The organism is Streptomyces sp. NBC_00122, assembly GCF_045160845.1.
Lineage (GTDB): Bacteria > Actinomycetota > Actinomycetes > Streptomycetales > Streptomycetaceae > Streptomyces.
The window spans coordinates 3,264,086-3,281,433 of sequence record NZ_CP108191.1; the positions used below are offsets into that span (position 1 = coordinate 3,264,086).

Here is a 17,348-nt window from a genome sequence, read left to right on the forward strand (position 1 = left end):
GAGGGGTGCGCCGGTCAGAGCCCCTCGTCGTGCAGGTCCTCCTCGCGCAGAAGATCGTCCTCGCCGCGGCGCGAGGTCTCCTTCTGACCGGGCTTGTGTCCCTTCTCGCGGGAGGACTTGCCGGGCTGGGGCTGCGCAGGGTCTCCGGGGCGGCGGTGTTCCTGCGCCTCGCGCCCCTTGCCCGGCTCCTGGCGCTTGTCCTGCGTACCGTCCATGACGGCGACTCCTCTGGATGCGTGGGGTACGGATTCCTCTCCGATCACGCTGACACGTGCCGCGACGGTCTGCATCATGTCGACTGCGAAGCGAGGCACACGGATGACGCCCTTCCCCGGTGCGGCAGCGCCGGAAGGACGGCCTCCACCCAGTCCGGCGCGACGCTCAAGGACACGATGGTCCGCGCCGGCCAGTCCTCGGAGAAGGCCGCAATGATCTACCAGCACTCCGACGAGGAGCGTCAGCAGGAGGTCGCCGGGGGCATCGACGCCAGAGTGCGCGCCGCCCGCGACAAGGGGTTGGTGAAGAGGCAAGCGAGGGGTGCCTGACGACGGGTGGGTGGGGAGAGCTGCGCGCCTCCCTCGCCCACCGACTCTGAGATTGGCTGCGTGTGCCGTTCGGCCGGGTCCGGCGGGCCGGGGTACGGCACACACGGCCTCGGTCGCTCCCGCTATGAAACGCCCCGGCCCACGGCATCCTTGGCTCGCAGGCGCAGTCGTCACACTGCGGCTGGTGGATTGGGTGTTTCGCCGGTGCGGCGGTATTCGGCGTTGATGCGCTGGGCTTCCGCGAGCTGGTCTTCGAGGATGACGATGCGGCAGGCGGCCTCGATGGGGGTGCCCTGGTCGACGAGCTCCCGCGCGCGGGCGGCGATGCGCAGCTGGTAACGGGAGTAGCGGCGGTGTCCGCCCTCTGAGCGGAGCGGGGTGATGAGGCGGGCTTCTCCGATGGCGCGGAGGAAGCTCTGGGTGGTGCCGAGCATGGCTGCGGCCCGGCCCATGGTGTAAGCGGGGTAGTCGTCGTCGTCGAGACGATCGTCGAACGAGTCGTGTGCTGTCATTTGCACCTCTCTCTGTGGAACGCGTGGAGGGGCCCTGGTGCCGTACGGCACCAGGGCCCCGAAGGAACTGCTACACCATCTGCCGACCCTAGTACTCCGTCGGCCTTCTGTTTCCGCGGACCTGACCTGCACTCGGCCGGGGGCGCGGGGATCGCGGTTGCTTGACCGGAGACCACCTCACTATCGATGTCCTGCGGTACCCGGGCTCAGCCTTTCGGCCCGGGCGATCCTGATGGCGGTCAACTCCTCCGTTCTTCCCTCTGGACCGATCACTTGCCAAACGGGGGACTGCGTACTGCTGTTGATGCGAACTGCTCAGTGGCCTGCGGTAGCGCCACTCTCCGGCAGCCAGCCCCGTCGCCCATCCTGCGTCTGCTCTGGCTTAGAACCCCACTGCCGAACTTCCCGGTACGCGCGCCCGCAGCCGACGCCTTTACCGAGGTACCGCTCACTGACTGCACTGCTGGTACTGCGAACTGCACTTACTGAACTGCCACTGCGTTAACTGCGGTACTGCTCGTGGCAGCCCCTGATCACTGCGGGCCGCCCGGTCCGGTCGTCAGTCCCGTCGCCGTCCTGCAACAACCCTGGCTTCGGAACTCCACCACCGCACCGCCCTGCGCATTGCGTGTACTGATGCCCGGCAGTTCGTCTCTCCGGGCCTTGCTCGATCTCGGCTACGAGAGAAACCATAACCACACCGCAATCGAATGTCTACTGTGGCCATCACAGATTTTCGCGTGTTCGACGAGGAGGTAATCGGGGGTCGAACGCAACCCTGTATCCGCGCGCTGGGCAGCCAGAACGGGGTGGGGCGGGATCAGGCGGCGGGCTGGGGCTGCCGCAGTTCTGCCTGGCCGAAGAGGAGTGCGTAGCCGCCGGGAAGCTGGTGGAGGATTCGGGCGAGGAGGTCGGGGCCTGCGAGCCGGGAGACGACGGCGAGTACGGCGCCGGTGTCCCAGCGCGCGGTGGCCGGGGTGCCCCCGGTGCGGGCGGCCAGCTCTTTGACGAAGCCCCAGCCGGTGAGTTGTTCGGTGTCGGGGATCTGGGCGGTCAGGGTGAGGGCGGCCTCGACGGGCAGGCACTGCGCGAGATCGACACGCTCGTCTCCGGTGATCTGCCGGCCGAGGGCGGCGAGGACAGCGCGGACGGCTTCCTCGGCGCGTTCGCGGGTGGGATAGGCGCCTTCGTAGCGCACGCGTTCCAGCATCTGGTCGAACGTCATGGCCGCGAGGGACGGGTTCGCTCGAGGCTGGTCGTACATGGTGCTGCAGCTGCCTTTCTCTTCGAAGGGTTCGGGTTACGGACGGTGGCGGCGGGCAGTCAGGTGGGCTGGGGGTGGCCGAAGAGGAGGTCGTAGCCGGGCGGGAGCTGCAGCAGGACCTCGCGCATGAGGACGTCTCCCGCCGCGGCGGCCACGGTGGAGAGGGCCGCGCCGATGTCCCACAGGGCCGTCTTCTCGGTGGCGCCTTCGATCCAGGCCGCAGCCGCGCGGATGAAGCGTTCAGGTGAGAGCGGTTCGGCGGCCTGCAGGGGGTTGAGGAGGATCAGGGCGTACGTCTCGGGGAGCCGGGCGGCGAGCTCGGCCCGCACGGTGCCGACCAGGTGTGCGCCCAGCAGGGCCAGGACGACGCGGGCCGCCCGTTCGGCCTCCTCCCGAGTCTGATACTCACCGCGTTCCTGGACGTGGTCCAGGAACGCCTCCCGGCGCATCGTCATCACGTCACCTCCGGATAGGGGTGAAGGGGCGAGGGGGTGCGGAGGACGGGGTGCCGGAGGGGGAATCGGTTCCCCGTCCTCCGCCGCTGGTGCCGGGCTGTCAGCCGGAGATCTGCTTGCGGCCGGACTCGCCGCCGATGCTGATCTTCCGCGGCTTGGCGCGCTCGGCGATCGGGATCCGCAGGGTCAGGACACCCGCGTCGTACTCGGCTTCGATGCGCTCGGTGTCGAGGGTGTCGGCCAGCATGATCTGGCGGGAGAAGACGCCGAGGGGTCGTTCGGAGAGCTCCATCTGCACGCCGTCGGACTTCTCCGCGGGCCGACGCTCGGCCTTCACCGTCAGCATGTTCCGCTCGACGTCGATGTCGATCGCCTCCGTGCTCACGCCGGGGAGGTCGAAGGCGATCACGTACACGTCGCCTTGGCGGTAGGCGTCCATCGGCATCACGGACGGCTTCGACCACGTGCCCGACGCACCCGAAAGCTGCTGAACGATCCGGTCCATCTCGCGGAACGGGTCAGTGCGCATCAACATCGCGAAACACCTCCAGTTGGTTCAGGCAGAAACTGCCAATGCGCTTCAACGTGCTCCCGTTGTAACATGTCATTGAAACGATGACAAGCAAGGAGTCATCTGGAGGATGACAGAGTCACGGAGAACGCAATGAACGAGGCCGCCGAGCCGATCACACCAGTCCCTTTCCTGGCTGCCGCCGCGGCGCTGGAGGCCATCAACCAGGCCGTCAAGGACGCGCAGCAACCCTCCGCGAGAACCCCGACGGCCGAAGCGGCGCCCGCGGCGGACTCTGGCCCGCACCCGGCTCTGGCCGCGCTGCTGATGCTGCGCGAGGTCCGTGAGCAGCTCGCGGGCTGGGAGAGCGGCCTGATCGAAACCGCCCGCGGTAGGGGCGCGAGCTGGGCCGACCTCGCAGGCCCCCTCGGGGTCGCCAGCCGGCAGGCCGCCGAACGCCGCTACCTGCGCCTGCGCCCCGGCACCGCCGGAAGCACGGGCGAGGAACGCGTCCAGGCCACCCGTGACACCCGCGCCGCCGACCGCACCGTTACCGCCTGGGCCCGCGACAACGCGGCCGACCTGCGCCGACTCGCCGGGCAGGTCACCGCCCTCACCGGCCTCCCCGCCAACGCCCAGGACGCCATCGGCGACCTGAACCTGGCCCTCGCCGACAATGACGCTGCCCGTCTCGTTCGCCCCCTGACCGCCACCCGGGCCCATCTGCGGCCCGAGGACGCCGAGCTCGCCGAACGCATTGACGCCTTGACCCAGCACACGGACCAGCTCCGCCAGGACACCCACGACCAGCGCAGCACGTGACACGTAACCCGCGAACTATCGACTGGCCAACGGGCGTCGGGAGGGCCACGCCCGTAGATGCAAGGAGTGATCACCATGGTCGAACACCCGCCCCGGACGGCCGACGGTAACGACGTCGCCGTAGAGGTCCTGGACCACACCGTCGCGGTCAGGCTCACCGGCGAGATCGACCTCGAGACGGCGCACTCCCTGCACCTCGCCCTCTCCGAAGCTCTCGCTTACGCGTCACCGGCCAAGCCGGTGGCGGTCGACTGCAGCCGCCTCACCTTCTGCGACTCCTCGGCACTCAACGCACTCCTCGCCGCACGACGCGCAGCGCAAGAGACCGGCGCCGTCATCCGCTTGGCCGCCCCCAACCCCCAGCTCCGGCGCCTCCTGGAGATCACCGGCACCCTGGCTCTCTTCCCCGTGGACCAGGACCCGCCGCCGGCCGGCCGCGTTCCCGGGCGGCGCCCGGATGGACCCTCGCAGTAGGCGCCGACTGCCGATTCCGATCCCAGCCAGGACAAGTGGCTGACCCCGGGTGTGAAAGGCATTAGAGGGCATCTCCGACCCGATGGCAGGGGCGGCAAGGCTCGGGGGTGGCGTTCTCGCGGACGGCCCGGCGCGTCGGCCGAAGGTCGCCGTCGGGGGCTGTGCGACGACGGCAGTGCTGGGCGCGGCCACCGCCGGCGCGACAGCGGTATGGCAGGTGGGCCTGCTGCGCGCCGCCGCCTGGATCGCGCGCGGTCTGCGTGTTCCCGACCGGAACGCGCTCCTGGCGGACATCGTCCCCGCCAAGGCGTACGGACAGGCCTATGGCTTCGAGCGGATGATGGACAACCTCGGCGCCACCTTCGGACCGCTCCTCGCCCTCGGCCTGGTGGCCTGGCTCGGCGTCCCATGGGCCATCGGCCTCTCCGTTCGGCAAACTGCTGGGAGCGGTTGCTGCGTTCGAGGTCGGCAACGTCGCCGCGCCCCTGCTGATCCTGCGCGCCTCGGACTTGCTGGCCCAGGAACACGGCACGAAGACGGCGACGACGATCGCACTTGGCCTTTACACCGCCTACAACGTCGCGGCCACGATCGCCTCCGTGCCCGCTGGCCGGTTCTCGGACCGGCTCGGCACCCGAGGCCCAGCCGTCGTCCTCGCCGGCGTAGGCATCGGAGCGGTCGAGACCGCCGAGCACTCCGCCGTCGCGGCCCTCGCCCCGAAGGGCCTGCGAGGCTCCGCCTTCGGCATGCTCGCCACCGTCCAGTCGCTCGGCAACCTCGCCGCCTCCACGATCGCCGGCCTCCTGTGGACTCTCGTCTCCCCGACCGCCGCCTTCGCTTACCTCACCGCCTGGATGGGCGTCGCCCTCATTGGTCTGCTTTGGTCCGCCCGGCGTGCGCGCGGGTAGATGCCGCCTGAGTGGACACCGTCCGTCAACTGCCTCTTTGGGAGCGCGAATTCGCACCCGGTGTCGCCGATTATGGCGCAGGTCACAGGAAATGCGTCTCGTGATATGAGGCGCCACAGCGTCGGGGTGGTGCAAGTGGTGCACGGAACGCCCCCGGCCAGGGCGTTTCAGCGACTTGGGGCACGCGGAGGGCGCGGCGAAGGCTGAGAGGTATAGACAATGAAGAAGGCCCAGGTCGCCGACCTGGGCCTTCTTGCAAGAGCGGATGACGGGAATCGAACCCGCGCTATAAGCTTGGGAATCACCCGGCACTCAAGGGCCTGCACAGCCTCTGACCTGCTGAGATGGTGCCCAGGAGTGGCGTGGGAGCGGCCCCGTCGAGCCCTCTGGTGACCGCTGTCTACCGCCTCTACTGGCACGTTGTGGCACGGCCGGCGGCTTCGCACGGCCCCTGACTGCCGTGAGGTGACCCCTGGGAGCCCGGCGCCCGTGCGCTTCAGGGTTCAACTCCCACCCATTTCCATGGTGCCTCGCTCCTCTCGGCCCGGTCCTCCAGCGAGAGAGTCCATAGCGTCAAGTCATGGTGACGGTTTATGCTCGGATCGTGCGAGCCGCGAGTGAACCCCTGACCGACGACGAGAAGACCGACCTGGACGAAGCCCTCAAGGCCGTCCGCCGGGCCGAGCAGGCCCTTGCCCGGGCGCAGGCGCACCTCAATCGCACGGTGGGCCGGATCGGCTCCGCCGACCGCTACGGGCAGAAAGCTGCGGCAGGCCGCCGCGTCGGCTGGTCCCGCCAGCACGTCACCACCCTTGCCAACGCCTACCGTGCGGGCGAACTTGACCAGGAGGAGAGGGCCGAAGCCGCATGAGCACCGCGCCCCAGTCGTCCGCTATCCCGCAGCCGCCCGCCCAGCCCGAGGCGATTCGCGCCGCCCTCGCCCAGGTGGCCCCGCAGTTGCTCGCCGACTTCGACCGCGACCGCGCGGCCAGCACCGCCCGCGCGCGCGCCGAGGTTTCCGCCACTCCCCTCCGCACCTTCACGGAGGCGTGGGCCGTTGAGGTGGCCATTGCCCGACACCCGGAAACCGCCACCCGGCTCCACGCGCTTGAGGCCCGCGCCGGGGAGGTCACCGACCTCGGCGATGCCCGGGACATCGCCGCCGAGATCAGCCGCATCCGCAACGCCGCCGCCGCCGAGGCGGGCCTCCGTACCGCGGGCGAGGCTTCCCGGTGACCGACGACCGTTGGGTGTGGGAGTACGCCTTCCACGCAGAGGACGAGGAGGGCTACCCGAAAGTTGTGCGCGACGAAGTGAAGGCTGTCGCCGATCAAATCGTCGAGCTGGCCAACCTCGGCGTCGACCCGTCCGAACTCGGCGACCCCACCCCCGGTACGGCTCGCCGTCACATGCTTCTCTCCGGCGGGTGGTTCGAGACCCAGGCGCTCCCGCGGACGAGGCCACGCCTCCTGGCCGTGGTCCTGGTCGTACCGCCGCCGCACCTGCTCTGACACGAGAAGGGGCAGGTGGTGCGGCGGTGGTGGGCGGCGCCAGGAAGGGCAGAGCGGATGACGGGAATCGAACCCGCGCCATAAGCTTGGGAATCACTCGGCACTTGGGCGTGCGTATGCCCTCTGACCTGCCGGAATGTCCGCCAGCTGAACCTGTTCCGGCTGCTTCTGGGAACCCCGTGGTGACCGCTCTTCACCGCCCCTACTGGCACGTTGTGGCACGGAGCGGGCGCCGCCGACGCCGTTTCTCCCTGCCGTAGCCCTATGCGCCGCCGACCGCAGCAGGGTCGAGGGAGTCGACGTCTTCCATGAAGGACAGCATCCGGGCATTGACCACGTCGGGGTGGTCGATCTGCGGGCCGTGCCCCGTCGCGGTGATGATCTCGGCGCGGGCTCCGGGAACAAGGCGCGGAACGCGTTCCAGCTGCCGCTTGGGGTGTACGAGCAGGCTGTGCTTGCCCATGATGACGTAGAGCGGGGTCCGGATGGATCGCAGCGCATCCTCGGCCAGCGGCAGCGGTGCGGGGCGGCGGATCCGGTACGCACGGGCGCCGAGCTGGATCCATTTGCGCATCTCGGGGACGGCTATGACCGGCTGGTCCAGCCACTTGGCGAGCCGGGGGCGCAGCGCCTTGGGGGCGAAGGTGGCGAACAGGCTCACGAAGACCCAGGCGAAGAAGCGCAGGCCGACCTTCTCCAGGCCGCCGGGGTCGAGGGCGGTGACCGAGGCGAGCCGTCCGGGCCGTCGGTGGGTTTGGTTGAGCACGAGCCAGCCGCCGTAGGAGGAGCCGACGAGGTGGACCCGGTCGAGGCCGAGAGCGTCGAGGGCCTCGTCCATCCACTGTGCGGCGCGCTCGGGCTGCCACATGGGCTCGCGGTGGACGCTGCGGTTGGCGTCGCCGGGGGTGTCGAGGGCGTAGACGGGGCGGTCGAGGCTGAGCCCGGGGGTGTTGGGGTACCACATCGCCGAGCTGTAGCCGGCGCCGTGGATCAGGACGATCGGCGTACGGGACTCGGCGGCGGGGTCCGAGGGCCCGTACCGGTAGACGTGGGTGGTGCCGAAGCTCGTCTCCACGTCCGTCTCGGAGTGGGCGGGTGCCCCCATCGCGTAGAGGACGTCGGCGGCGGCGAAGTAGCGGTCGCGCAGGGCGTCGTTGACGTAGCGACCGACGTCGCGGCGTACGCGGGCGGTGTTCTCGGGCACGGCGGCACCTCCGGTGAAGATCCATTCTTCGTGGTACGACCGTACCATCAATGTGGTACATCGGTATCATGAAGGGGTTCGGGTAGCGGAGCGCGAACCCACTATCGACGGGCGGGGACACGGGAACATGCCGAAGCGTGTGGATCACGAGGAACGGCGCGCCCAGATCGCCGAGGCGCTCATCCAGGTCGCCGGACGGCGCGGGCTGCACGCCGTCGGCATGCGGGACGTGGCCGCCGAGGCCGGCGTGTCGCTCCGGCTGGTGCAGTACTACTTCGAGACCAAGGAAAAGCTGCTCTTCTGCGGCCTCCGGCACCTGACCGACCGCTTCGCCGCGAGGGTGTGTGCCCGCTTGGCCGCTGCCGGCCCGGAGCCGGGCCCGCGCGCCACGGTGGAGGCGCTGCTGCTGGCCTCGCTGCCGACCGACGAGGAGAGCCGCACGTTCCACCTGCTGTACAGCTCCTACGCGATCCTGTCGGTGACCGACGAGGCGCTGGCCGCCCAGCCCTTCATCGACAACCCCGACGCCGCGGAGAGCGCCGTGACCGGCCTGCTCGAACAGGCCCAGGCGTCAGGTCTGGCCGATCCCGGCATCGACGCGCGCACGGAGGCGATCAGCCTGCTCGCGATGGCGGCGACCATGGGCACCAGCATCCTCGTGGGCCAGCGGAGTCCGGAGTCGGCGATCGCCGTGCTCCGCCACCACCTGGACCGGATCTTCACGGCTGTCAGGACGTCCGAGCGGGGAGCGGGATCAAACTGATGTGTCACGAAGCACCATGGAGGGTTTCAGCGCGTTCATGGCGACAGAGGACGCATTCGATCCGGAGGCGATGCTGAGCCTCTACGACTCGGTCGGATGGGAGGACCACGAGTCGACACCCGAGGACAAGCGCAACCACGCGTTCTACCGAAGCCTGGGTTTCTGTCCTACGAGGAGAAGGAGATGGCGGGCTTCGGACTGCCCAGGAACCGCCCCGACCTGCGCAACGCGGCGCCCTGACCGGATCCGACGCGGATCCCCACGTCAGCTGAGCACCAACTGCGGGCCATGCGGGGGCCCATGTGGTGCACAGGTGGTGTGAGGCTCGGATCTGGATCGGGCAACAAACAAGCCCCAGGTCGTTGACCTGGGGCTTTGTTATGGAGCGGATGACGGGAATCGAACCCGCGCTATAAGCTTGGGAAGCTCATGTTCTACCATTAAACTACATCCGCATACGTCCCAGTTGCCCGGATCTGTATCGTCACCCACTCTACCCCATGATCGACCCCCGGTGAATCGACCGCGGGGTCGTTGTCGTGTGTGGCGTGCACCGAGGCGTGTGGGTGCGGGAGTTGGGGCGTACCGTGTGTACGGAGCGGCGGCTGGAGTGGGTCCTGATCATCCCCTAATGTGGCGATTCATCGCAGTACGGCTCGTTGGGGAAAGGGACTCGATGGAGCACACCGTCGTCCGTTGTGCCGAAGGGCACGTTTTCAGTACCGCCTCCTTCCCGCTGCAGCACCTCGGTGCCGGCCGGATCGGGCCCGGACGGTTGCTGCGGTGTCCGCGCTGCGCGCGGCTGAGGCAGGCCGTGCCCGTGGGGCCGGCCGTCAAGCGATAGCGGACGGGCGCGCGGGCCGCCGCTCTCGATTGGGGGTGGCCCGCGCGCACTGCGTATCCTCGGGACGTGCTTCTCTCTGACAAAGACATCCGGGCCGAGATCGACAGCGGACGGGTTCGCATCGACCCGTTCGAGGAATCGATGGTGCAGCCCTCCAGCATCGATGTACGTCTCGACCGGTTCTTCCGGGTGTTCGAGAATCACCGCTACGCGCACATCGACCCCGCCGTCGAGCAGACCGACCTGACCAGGATGGTCGAGCCGGAGGGCGACGAGGCGTTCATTCTGCATCCGGGTGAGTTCGTGCTCGCCTCGACGTACGAGGTCATCTCGCTGCCGGACGACATCGCCTCCAGACTGGAGGGGAAGTCCAGCCTGGGCCGCCTCGGCCTGGTGACGCATTCGACCGCCGGGTTCATCGACCCCGGGTTCTCGGGCCACGTGACCCTGGAGCTGTCGAACCTCGCCACCCTGCCGATCAAGCTCTGGCCGGGCATGAAGATCGGGCAGCTGTGCATGTTCCGGCTCAGCTCGCCCGCCGAGTTCCCGTACGGCAGTGAGCGCTACGGATCCCGGTACCAGGGGCAGCGCGGGCCGACCGCCTCGCGCTCCTTCCAGAGTTTCCACCGCACCCAGGTGAGGCACGAGGCATGAGTGACGGAGTACGCGAGAACCTCGATTACGAGGGATTCGGGCGGGCTGTGCGGGAGCTCGCGCAGACCATCGCAGACGACGGCTTCGAGCCCGACATCATCCTGAGCATCGCCCGGGGCGGGGTGTTCGTCGCCGGCGGCCTGGCGTACGCGCTCGACTGCAAGAACATCCACCTGGTGAACGTCGAGTTCTACACCGGTGTCGGGACCACGCTGGAGATGCCGGTCATGCTGGCTCCCGTGCCCGAGGCGATCGACTTCACCGACAAGAAGGTCCTCATCGCCGATGACGTGGCCGACACCGGCAAGACGCTCAAGCTCGTGCACGACTTCTGCCTCGGGCACGTCGCCGAGGTGCGGTCCGCGGTCATCTACGAGAAGTCGCACTCCCTCGTGAAGTGCGAGTACGTGTGGAAGAAGACGGACGAGTGGATCAACTTCCCCTGGTCGGTCGAGCCGCCCGTCGTGAAGCGTGAGGGCCAGGTCCTCGACGCGTAGCAGCCATACCGCGTGGCGCAGGGCTGCCACGCGGTGCATGTGCCCGGTTCGCCGAGCCGTGCATCAGTGCTCGTCGCCGTCGCCGTCGCCGTCGCCGTCGGCTTCCGCGCGCTGCCGTTGCTGAGGCAGTAGCAGCTCGGCCAGGAGGCCGCCGCCGTGTGCCGGGGTGAGCCGGGCGGTGCCGCCGTGGAGTTCGGCGACCCAGCGGACGATGGCCAGGCCCGTGCCGGTTCCGGTACTCGCGGCCCCGGTGACGTGGCGTTCGAAGACCCGTGCGCGGTCTTCGGCCGGTACGCCGGCGCCGTGGTCCCGCACCGTTACCCGGTCGGCCCGGTCGGTGGTGACGTGCACCTCGAACGGGGTGCCACCGCCGTGTCGCAGTGCGTTCTCCACGAGGTTGCGGACTGCTTGGGCGAGGAGCTCGGGGTCGCCGTTGACGACGGCGGCCTCGGTGGTGACCGTGACGCCGGTGCGGTCCGGCAGTTCCTCCACGGTCTGCTCGACCAGTTGGTCGAGCCGCAGCGGCGTGAGTTGGACTTCCTGGGTACCGGCCTCGACCCGGGCCCGGGCCAGCAGCCCGGTGACCAGCCGGCCGAGCCGGTCGATGAGCCGGACCGCCTCATCCAGGGCGGCAGGGGCGCGGGTGGGCGAGATCCTGCCGCTTTCGACGGTCAGACGCACCTTCGTCATCGGCGCCGGGACCACCTTCCCGCACTGCCCCGAACACCAGCCGGCCAACCTCGCCGGTGACCTGGGCGGCGAGGGCGGCATCCTGCGGGGCGGCGTCGTCAACGGCCCCAACGCGGCGGACAAGCTCAAGGACCTCAACTCCTTCCCCACCATGCGCAAGTGCCCGACCGGCCAGGGCAACCCCTTCGCCGCCTTCGACGGCCGCGGCGGCGGCTTCATGGATCACGTGGGCGCCTGGCAGGCGGTCGAATCAGCCGACGACTTCACCGCCACGGCCCTCCTCTCCTTCACCCTCTCCGCCGCGCCTCCGAGCGCCGGACCGACCCCAGCTGACGGCACGACGGCACCGCGAGGAGACCCGCGCATACGCGTGGCCGTACACAGGTACGCGTGAAGGGGCCCGCCGCGCAGACACTGCGCGGCGGGCCCCTTCAGGTGTGCTGCTAGATCGTGCCCAGCTTGATGATCGACAGCAGGGCGATGAGCTGGATCGCGGACGCGCCCAGCGCCTTCGGCCACGGCAGGTCGTGCGATTTGGCGACGAGGGACGTGAACAGGAAGCCAGCGGCCACCCAGGTGGCCCAGCCCAGGACCTGGACCAAGCCGTTGTCGCCGCCCAGGAACACGGCGAAGAGCAGGCGGGGGGCGTCCGTCAGCGACATGATCAGCATCGACAGGCCCACGGTGGGCTGCCAGGAGCCGTCGCCGCCCATCTGGCGGGCCAGGGTGTGCGTGACCGCGCCCAGGAGCAGCCCGCAGATGACGAAGGCCACGCCGGTGGACAGGACGATCGGGACGGCCTTGGCGAGGGTCGCGTTGATCACGTCCTTGCGGGCGTCGTCGAGGCCGAAGACCGCGAGGAGCCCGTAGAGGAAGGTCACGGTCAGCGCCGGACCCCAGACGGCGTAGTCGCGCATCTGCAGGAAGGTCTGTCCCGGCCGCATCACGATGCCGCGGAGCAGTTCCTTCCACGGCAGCCGCGGGCCGGCCGGAGCGGCCGCGGCCGCGCCCGCCTGGTACGTCCCGCCCTGGCTGTACGGGTCCTCGCCGACGGCGAAGACCTGGGTGTGCCCGGGGTTGTCGTTGGTGTAGCCCCCGTGGCCCCCGTGGCCTCCGTGGCCGTACGGGGGCTGCTGCGCCTGCGGCGGCTGCTGCTGTCCGTACGGGTCGAAGTACTCGGGCTCACCGTGCCCCCCTGGTCCCGGCTGCGGCCACTGCTGCTGCGGCGGCGGGCCTGCCTGAGGGTAGGGCTGCTGGCCGTACGGCGGCGGTTGCTGCTGTCCGTACGGCTGCTGCCGCGGGGGTTGTTGCGGGGTGCGGTTGTTGTCCCGGCCGCGTCCGATCCTGAATCCAGCCACGTGATCGAAAGTACCCGGTCCGGCGGGCCGCCGTGGACGGGCAGCCGGAACCCGTGGCCTTTGCGGCTGACCTGTGACATCCCCTAGGGGAACCCCGGGGGGTTGTCCCCACCCCGGCGTTGTGCCCGGTTTACGTAGCTGAGGTGTTTTCTGAGATCTTTCGTTACGTTCTCGACGGAATACCCACATATCGGGTCCGTAGCTTCGTCTCCGTCGCCGCCACGCAGAGACGAGAAGAGCACCCATCATGCGCAGCACCCGCCGCAGCACCCGCCGCACCGCCCGCCGCACCGCCCGCCGCACCGCCGCCGTCTTCGCCGGCGCGGCCGTCGTCCTGGCCCTTCCGGCCGGATCCGCCTTCGCGGACTCCCCGGCCGTCCCGGTCACCCAGCCGACGAAGCCGCAGGTCAAGCCGACCGCTGAGGTCCGGGCGTACGTCACCGCCGTGAGGCTCGCGGACGGCTCCGTCGCCAAGGTCTACAAGGTCGGCGACAACCACTTCGAGGCGGACGTCTTCGCCGGCTCCACGAAGCCGGACACCCTGGTCGGCAAGGGCGGCGCCGTCGCGTACGGCCGCAGCAACGGCCTGCACGCCGTGCTCCAGCCGAACGGCACCGTGACCTCGTGGGTCGAGGGCGGGGAGCGGCCGAAGCCGGTGGGGAAGGAGAGCTCGGTCCGCTTCACCATGCCCGACGGGCGGATCGCCAAGCTGGTCGACGGCCCGGACGGCAAGCGCGTCGAGATCTCGACGCCGAAGGGGAACTCCCTCGGCACGATCGATCTGAAGCACCCCGGCACGCACTACGACGGCTGGACGTACGAGCTCGTCCAGGACGGGAAGCGCGTGAAGTTCCTCGTCATCGACGGCAAGGGCGGCGGCAACAGCTGGGTGTACGACTTCGGCGGCAAGCTGATCGGGAAGTACACGGTCGTCGCGCCGTAGGACGGAACGCCAGAGCGGCCGGTCCCCGGGTGGGGACCGGCCGCTCCGGCGTGCTCAGGGTCTGGAGAACCAGTGGCCTACTTGGCGTCCTCGGGCTTCGCCTCGGACCCGTCCTTCGCCTCGGCCGGCTTCTCCGTCTCCTCGGTCGGCTCCGCCTCGGCCTTCGCGTCGGGCTCGGCTGCCGCCTCCGGAGCGGCCTCGGCCTCCTCCGCCACCTCGGCTTCTGCCTCTGCCTTGGCCTCAGCCTCAGCCTCAGCCTTGGCCTTCGCGTCGGCTTCGGCCTTCGCCTTGGCTTCCGCCTCGGCCTTGGCTTCCGCCTCGGCCTTGGCTTCCGCCTCGGCCTTGGCTTCCGCCTCGGCCTTGGCTTCCGCCTCGGCCTTGGCTTCCGCCTCGGCCTTGGCTTCCGCCTCGGCCTTGGCTTCCGCCTCGGCCTTGGCTTCCGCCTCGGCCTTCGCCTTGGCTTCCGCCTCCGCAGCGGCAGCGGCCTCGGCCTCCGCCTGGAGCGCGGCCAGCTCCTCCTCGGTCGGGCCCGGGGTCTTGACCGAGTCCAGCAGCAGCTGGGCCACGTCCACGACCTGCACGGACTCCTTGGCCTTGCCGTCGTTCTTCTTGCCGTTCACCGAGTCGGTCAGCATCACCAGGCAGAACGGGCACGCCGTCGACACGATGTCCGGGTTCAGGGACAGCGCCTCGTCGACACGCTCGTTGTTGATGCGCTTGCCGATCCGCTCCTCCATCCACATCCGCGCGCCACCGGCGCCACAGCAGAAGCCCCGCTCCTTGTGGCGGTGCATCTCCTGCTGCCGCAGGCCCGGCACGGCCGACATGATCTCGCGCGGCGGCGTGTAGACCTTGTTGTGCCGGCCCAGGTAGCACGGGTCGTGGTACGTGATCAGGCCCTCGACCGGCGTCACCGGCGTCAGCCGGCCCTCGTCGATCAGGTGCTGGAGCAGCTGCGTGTGGTGGATGACCTCGTACTCGCCGCCCAGCTGCGGGTACTCGTTCGCGATGGTGTTGAAGCAGTGCGGGCAGGTCGAGACGATCCGCTTCGCCGACTTCGGCTTCTTCGTCGCCGGGTCCTCGTCGTCCTCGCCGAAGGCCATGTTCAGCATGGCCACGTTCTCCTGGCCCAGCTGCTGGAACAGCGGCTCGTTGCCCAGGCGGCGCGGCGAGTCACCGGTGCACTTCTCGTCGCCGCCCATGATCGCGAACTTGACGCCCGCGATGTTCAGCAGCTCCGCGAAGGCCTTCGTCGTCTTCTTGGCCCGGTCCTCCAGGGCGCCCGCGCAGCCGACCCAGTACAGGTAGTCGAACTCCGAGAGGTCCTCCGCGTCCTTCCCGATGATCGGGACCTCGAAGTCGACCTCCTTCGTCCACTCGACGCGCTGCTTCTTCGCCAGGCCCCAGGGGTTGCCCTTCTTCTCCAGGTTCTTGAGCATCGTGCCCGCCTCCGACGGGAACGCGCTCTCGATCATCACCTGGTAGCGGCGCATGTCGACGATGTGGTCGATGTGCTCGATGTCGACCGGGCACTGCTCGACGCACGCACCGCAGGTCGTGCAGGACCACAGCACGTCCGGGTCGATGACGCCGTTCTCCTCGGCCGTCCCGATCAGCGGGCGCTCGGCCTCCGCCAGGGCGGCCGCCGGGACGTCCGCCAGCTGCTCCGGCGTCGCCTTCTCGTTGCCCTCCATGTCCTTGCCGCCACCGGCGAGCAGGTACGGGGCCTTGGCGTGCGCGTGGTCGCGCAGCGACATGATCAGGAGCTTCGGGGACAGCGGCTTGCCGGTGTTCCAGGCCGGGCACTGCGACTGGCAGCGACCGCACTCGGTGCACGTGGAGAAGTCGAGGATGCCCTTCCAGGAGAACTGCTCGACCTGGGAGACGCCGAAGACGTCGTCCTCGCCCGGCTCCTCGAAGTCGATCTCCTTGCCGCCGCTCGTCATCGGCTGGAGGGCGCCGAGCGCCGTCGAACCGTCCGCGTTCCGCTTGAACCAGATGTTCGGGAAGCCGAGGAAGCGGTGCCAGGCGACACCCATGTTGGTGTTGAGCGAGACCGTGATCATCCAGGTGAAGGACGTGACGATCTTGAGCGCCGCGAAGAAGTAGGTGAGGTACTGCAGCGTGCTCAGGCTCAGCCCGTCGAAGGCGGCGATCAGCGGGTACGAGGCGAAGAAGCCCGGCTCCCAGCCCTCGACGCCGTGCTGGACCCCTTCCAGCGCGCGCAGCGTCATGATGCAGACGCCGACGATCAGGATGACGGCCTCGACGAAGTACGCCTGGCCCGTCTTGGAGCCCGCGAAGCGGGACTTGCGGCCCGCCTTGCCCGGCCGGCTCAGCTGCCGGATCACGATCAGGGTGACGATGCCGAGCACGGTCATCAGGCCGAGGAACTCGGTGAAGATCTCGTACGGCAGCCAGTCGCCGATGATCGGGATCAGCCAGTCGGCCTGGAAGAGCTGGCCGAAGGCGTTGACGATCGTCAGCAGCAGCGAGAAGAAGCCCACCGCCACGAACCAGTGCGCGAACCCGACGATGCCCCAGCGGTTCATGCGGGTGTGGCCGAGGAATTCCTTGACCAGCGTGATGGTGCGCTGTGTGGGGTCGCCGGTGCGCGTGCCCGCGGGCACTGGCTGGCCGAGGCGCACGAAGCGGTAGATCTGCGCGATGGCACGGCCGAACAGCGCGACGGCTACCACCGTGATGACCAGCGACACGATGATCGCGGCGAGTTGCATGGGAGGGCTCCTCGGGCGGTACTTACTAAGCGGTAACTTATTGAGTCAAGGCATGAGGTTACCCACTCCCGACGCCGCAATGTAGCTGAGCGCGCGGTGATCTGTGTCGCTCAGGCATGCCTTTGCCGATAGGCCGCCCGCGGCGTCTGCGCGAGGATCGCCAGGTCCATCCCCAGCCAGTGGTTCTCGACGTAGTGCCGGTCGAGCAGCGCCATTTCCTCCCAGGGTAGGTCGGAGCGCGCGCTGACCTGCCACAACCCGGTCATCCCGGGCCGTACGAAGAGCCGCTCGGGCCGGTCCGTACGGGACTCCGGGCGCGGCCCGACCAGGGACATCTCGCCGCGGAGCACGTTGATCAGCTGGGGCGCCGGGTCGAGCGCGCAGCGCTCCAGGGCCGCGCCGAGGCGGCCGGCGTCGTCGGTGCGCAGCCGCCAGGTGCGGAACGGCCGTCCGGCCAGGCCGGCCGCCGGTACCCGTGCGAACGCCCGGCCGCCCTGGGTCACGTAGAGCAGCCCTGCCGCTGCCGCGAGGGGGGCGGCGAGCGTGAGGAGCAGGATCGCCGCACCGATGAGGTCGAGCACCCGCTTGGCCGAGGGCCGGGCCGGCCGGAGCCCTGGCCGGGCGGGGAGGGGCAGCAGCAGAGGCATGTCAGCAC

Annotated in this window: 21 protein-coding genes, 1 tRNA gene and 3 pseudogenes; 14 read left to right on the forward strand and 11 right to left on the reverse strand. The window is 69.4% G+C overall.

All coding sequences use genetic code 11. The features are described 5' to 3' along the window. Nucleotides 1-14 precede the first annotated feature (14 nt). Nucleotides 15-215 carry a hypothetical protein gene (locus OG737_RS15470; protein ID WP_405921627.1) on the reverse strand — a complete coding sequence of 67 codons (201 nt, stop codon included), beginning with the start codon at nucleotides 213-215 and terminating at the stop codon, nucleotides 15-17. 132 nt (nucleotides 216-347) lie between these two features. Here OG737_RS15470 and OG737_RS15475 point away from each other — a divergent pair. Continuing rightward, a pseudogene (locus OG737_RS15475) lies at nucleotides 348-545 on the forward strand (site-specific integrase); the annotation flags it as partial. A 170-nt stretch (nucleotides 546-715) separates the two neighbouring features. Here the strand turns inward: OG737_RS15475 and OG737_RS15480 are convergent. The 4 genes from OG737_RS15480 to OG737_RS15495 all read right to left on the reverse strand — a co-directional run bounded on the left by OG737_RS15480 (nucleotide 716) and on the right by OG737_RS15495 (nucleotide 3,311). Then, on the reverse strand, nucleotides 716-1,057 hold the full coding sequence (locus OG737_RS15480; RefSeq protein ID WP_405921628.1) for a MerR family transcriptional regulator: 342 nt from the start codon (nucleotides 1,055-1,057) through the stop codon (nucleotides 716-718). 820 nt (nucleotides 1,058-1,877) lie between these two features. Next, a complete protein-coding gene (locus OG737_RS15485) occupies nucleotides 1,878-2,321 on the reverse strand; it encodes a DUF2267 domain-containing protein (protein ID WP_328926760.1) in 444 nt (147 codons plus the stop codon). Between the two features lie 59 nt (nucleotides 2,322-2,380). Then, nucleotides 2,381-2,776: a DUF2267 domain-containing protein gene (locus tag OG737_RS15490; protein ID WP_405921629.1), complete on the reverse strand. Its 396-nt coding sequence runs from the start codon at nucleotides 2,774-2,776 to the stop codon at nucleotides 2,381-2,383. Nucleotides 2,777-2,876: 100 nt separating this feature from the next. After that, nucleotides 2,877-3,311: an Hsp20/alpha crystallin family protein gene (locus OG737_RS15495; protein WP_314242814.1), complete on the reverse strand. Its 435-nt coding sequence runs from the start codon at nucleotides 3,309-3,311 to the stop codon at nucleotides 2,877-2,879. A gap of 129 nt (nucleotides 3,312-3,440) precedes the next feature. Between OG737_RS15495 and OG737_RS15500 the strand changes: the two genes are divergently transcribed. The 7 genes and pseudogenes from OG737_RS15500 to OG737_RS15530 all read left to right on the forward strand — a co-directional run bounded on the left by OG737_RS15500 (nucleotide 3,441) and on the right by OG737_RS15530 (nucleotide 7,002). Beyond that, a complete protein-coding gene (locus tag OG737_RS15500) occupies nucleotides 3,441-4,109 on the forward strand; it encodes an HSP18 transcriptional regulator (RefSeq protein WP_405921630.1) in 669 nt (222 codons plus the stop codon). A gap of 75 nt (nucleotides 4,110-4,184) precedes the next feature. Further along, nucleotides 4,185-4,583: an STAS domain-containing protein gene (locus OG737_RS15505; protein ID WP_405921631.1), complete on the forward strand. Its 399-nt coding sequence runs from the start codon at nucleotides 4,185-4,187 to the stop codon at nucleotides 4,581-4,583. Nucleotides 4,584-4,665: 82 nt separating this feature from the next. After that, nucleotides 4,666-4,947, forward strand: a pseudogene (locus OG737_RS15510) (MFS transporter); the annotation flags it as partial. 145 nt (nucleotides 4,948-5,092) lie between these two features. Then, nucleotides 5,093-5,491, forward strand: coding sequence for a hypothetical protein (locus OG737_RS15515; protein ID WP_328930566.1), 399 nt, complete (start codon nucleotides 5,093-5,095; stop codon nucleotides 5,489-5,491). 604 nt (nucleotides 5,492-6,095) lie between these two features. Further along, the gene (locus OG737_RS15520) at nucleotides 6,096-6,362 is read left to right on the forward strand and encodes a hypothetical protein (protein ID WP_328926765.1); all 267 of its coding nucleotides are present in this window, start codon (nucleotides 6,096-6,098) and stop codon (nucleotides 6,360-6,362) included. After that, nucleotides 6,359-6,727: a hypothetical protein gene (locus tag OG737_RS15525; protein ID WP_405921632.1), complete on the forward strand. Its 369-nt coding sequence runs from the start codon at nucleotides 6,359-6,361 to the stop codon at nucleotides 6,725-6,727. The genes OG737_RS15520 and OG737_RS15525 overlap by 4 nt, the downstream gene beginning before the upstream one ends. Continuing rightward, nucleotides 6,724-7,002: a hypothetical protein gene (locus tag OG737_RS15530; protein WP_328926767.1), complete on the forward strand. Its 279-nt coding sequence runs from the start codon at nucleotides 6,724-6,726 to the stop codon at nucleotides 7,000-7,002. Before OG737_RS15525 ends, OG737_RS15530 begins: the two co-directional genes overlap by 4 nt. Nucleotides 7,003-7,264: 262 nt before the next feature. Here the strand turns inward: OG737_RS15530 and OG737_RS15535 are convergent, their stop codons facing one another. Continuing rightward, nucleotides 7,265-8,206 carry an alpha/beta hydrolase gene (locus tag OG737_RS15535; protein ID WP_328926768.1) on the reverse strand — a complete coding sequence of 314 codons (942 nt, stop codon included), beginning with the start codon at nucleotides 8,204-8,206 and terminating at the stop codon, nucleotides 7,265-7,267. 127 nt (nucleotides 8,207-8,333) lie between these two features. On the opposite strand from OG737_RS15535, the gene OG737_RS15540 reads away from it, so the two are divergent. Beyond that, nucleotides 8,334-8,969 (forward strand): TetR/AcrR family transcriptional regulator, encoded by a 636-nt coding sequence (locus OG737_RS15540; protein WP_405921633.1) that lies wholly within the window; start codon nucleotides 8,334-8,336, stop codon nucleotides 8,967-8,969. A 381-nt stretch (nucleotides 8,970-9,350) separates the two neighbouring features. Here OG737_RS15540 and OG737_RS15545 read toward each other — a convergent pair. After that, a tRNA-Gly gene (locus OG737_RS15545) sits at nucleotides 9,351-9,424 on the reverse strand. 176 nt (nucleotides 9,425-9,600) lie between these two features. Between OG737_RS15545 and OG737_RS15550 the strand changes: the two genes are divergently transcribed. From OG737_RS15550 to OG737_RS15560, 3 genes are all read left to right on the forward strand, one after another. Next, nucleotides 9,601-9,813: a hypothetical protein gene (locus tag OG737_RS15550; protein WP_328926770.1), complete on the forward strand. Its 213-nt coding sequence runs from the start codon at nucleotides 9,601-9,603 to the stop codon at nucleotides 9,811-9,813. A gap of 66 nt (nucleotides 9,814-9,879) precedes the next feature. Further along, nucleotides 9,880-10,467 (forward strand): dCTP deaminase, encoded by a 588-nt coding sequence (dcd, locus tag OG737_RS15555; protein WP_328926771.1) that lies wholly within the window; start codon nucleotides 9,880-9,882, stop codon nucleotides 10,465-10,467. Then, nucleotides 10,464-10,964: a phosphoribosyltransferase gene (locus tag OG737_RS15560; RefSeq protein WP_328926772.1), complete on the forward strand. Its 501-nt coding sequence runs from the start codon at nucleotides 10,464-10,466 to the stop codon at nucleotides 10,962-10,964. Before dcd ends, OG737_RS15560 begins: the two co-directional genes overlap by 4 nt. A gap of 63 nt (nucleotides 10,965-11,027) precedes the next feature. Here OG737_RS15560 and OG737_RS15565 read toward each other — a convergent pair whose 3' ends face one another. Beyond that, nucleotides 11,028-11,654 carry a sensor histidine kinase gene (locus OG737_RS15565; protein WP_405921634.1) on the reverse strand — a complete coding sequence of 209 codons (627 nt, stop codon included), beginning with the start codon at nucleotides 11,652-11,654 and terminating at the stop codon, nucleotides 11,028-11,030. Here OG737_RS15565 and OG737_RS15570 point away from each other — a divergent pair. Continuing rightward, nucleotides 11,608-12,048, forward strand: coding sequence for a glycoside hydrolase family 9 protein (locus OG737_RS15570; protein ID WP_405921635.1), 441 nt, complete (start codon nucleotides 11,608-11,610; stop codon nucleotides 12,046-12,048). The two genes, OG737_RS15565 and OG737_RS15570, sit on opposite strands and share 47 nt — an antisense overlap. Nucleotides 12,049-12,097: 49 nt before the next feature. On the opposite strand, the gene OG737_RS15575 is transcribed toward OG737_RS15570, so the two are convergent. Then, nucleotides 12,098-13,012, reverse strand: coding sequence for a Yip1 family protein (locus OG737_RS15575; RefSeq protein WP_328926775.1), 915 nt, complete (start codon nucleotides 13,010-13,012; stop codon nucleotides 12,098-12,100). 247 nt (nucleotides 13,013-13,259) lie between these two features. On the opposite strand from OG737_RS15575, the gene OG737_RS15580 reads away from it, so the two are divergent. After that, entirely contained in the window at nucleotides 13,260-13,955 is a 696-nt protein-coding gene (locus OG737_RS15580) for a hypothetical protein (RefSeq protein WP_405921636.1), read from the forward strand. Between the two features lie 485 nt (nucleotides 13,956-14,440). Here OG737_RS15580 and OG737_RS15585 read toward each other — a convergent pair. Both OG737_RS15585 and OG737_RS15590 read right to left on the reverse strand, forming a co-directional pair. Beyond that, nucleotides 14,441-16,693, reverse strand: a pseudogene (locus OG737_RS15585) ((Fe-S)-binding protein); the annotation flags it as partial. A 110-nt stretch (nucleotides 16,694-16,803) separates the two neighbouring features. Next, nucleotides 16,804-17,340 (reverse strand): sugar transferase, encoded by a 537-nt coding sequence (locus OG737_RS15590; protein WP_328926778.1) that lies wholly within the window; start codon nucleotides 17,338-17,340, stop codon nucleotides 16,804-16,806. Nucleotides 17,341-17,348 lie beyond the last annotated feature (8 nt).

Bases quoted from the DNA above. Each gene is read 5' to 3' on its own strand.
- OG737_RS15500 (WP_405921630.1), top strand. From the start codon at position 3,441: ATGAACGAGGCCGCCGAGCCGATCACACCAGTCCCTTTCCTGGCTGCC.
- OG737_RS15490 (WP_405921629.1), bottom strand. From the start codon at position 2,776: ATGACGATGCGCCGGGAGGCGTTCCTGGACCACGTCCAGGAACGCGGT.
- OG737_RS15550 (WP_328926770.1), top strand. From the start codon at position 9,601: ATGTGGCGATTCATCGCAGTACGGCTCGTTGGGGAAAGGGACTCGATG.
- OG737_RS15560 (WP_328926772.1), top strand. From the start codon at position 10,464: ATGAGTGACGGAGTACGCGAGAACCTCGATTACGAGGGATTCGGGCGG.
- OG737_RS15590 (WP_328926778.1), bottom strand. From the start codon at position 17,340: ATGCCTCTGCTGCTGCCCCTCCCCGCCCGGCCAGGGCTCCGGCCGGCC.
- OG737_RS15470 (WP_405921627.1), bottom strand. From the start codon at position 215: ATGGACGGTACGCAGGACAAGCGCCAGGAGCCGGGCAAGGGGCGCGAG.
- OG737_RS15525 (WP_405921632.1), top strand. From the start codon at position 6,359: ATGAGCACCGCGCCCCAGTCGTCCGCTATCCCGCAGCCGCCCGCCCAG.
- OG737_RS15540 (WP_405921633.1), top strand. From the start codon at position 8,334: ATGCCGAAGCGTGTGGATCACGAGGAACGGCGCGCCCAGATCGCCGAG.
- OG737_RS15565 (WP_405921634.1), bottom strand. From the start codon at position 11,654: ATGACGAAGGTGCGTCTGACCGTCGAAAGCGGCAGGATCTCGCCCACC.
- OG737_RS15495 (WP_314242814.1), bottom strand. From the start codon at position 3,311: ATGTTGATGCGCACTGACCCGTTCCGCGAGATGGACCGGATCGTTCAG.
- OG737_RS15480 (WP_405921628.1), bottom strand. From the start codon at position 1,057: ATGACAGCACACGACTCGTTCGACGATCGTCTCGACGACGACGACTAC.
- OG737_RS15485 (WP_328926760.1), bottom strand. From the start codon at position 2,321: ATGTACGACCAGCCTCGAGCGAACCCGTCCCTCGCGGCCATGACGTTC.
- OG737_RS15505 (WP_405921631.1), top strand. From the start codon at position 4,185: ATGGTCGAACACCCGCCCCGGACGGCCGACGGTAACGACGTCGCCGTA.
- OG737_RS15580 (WP_405921636.1), top strand. From the start codon at position 13,260: ATGCGCAGCACCCGCCGCAGCACCCGCCGCACCGCCCGCCGCACCGCC.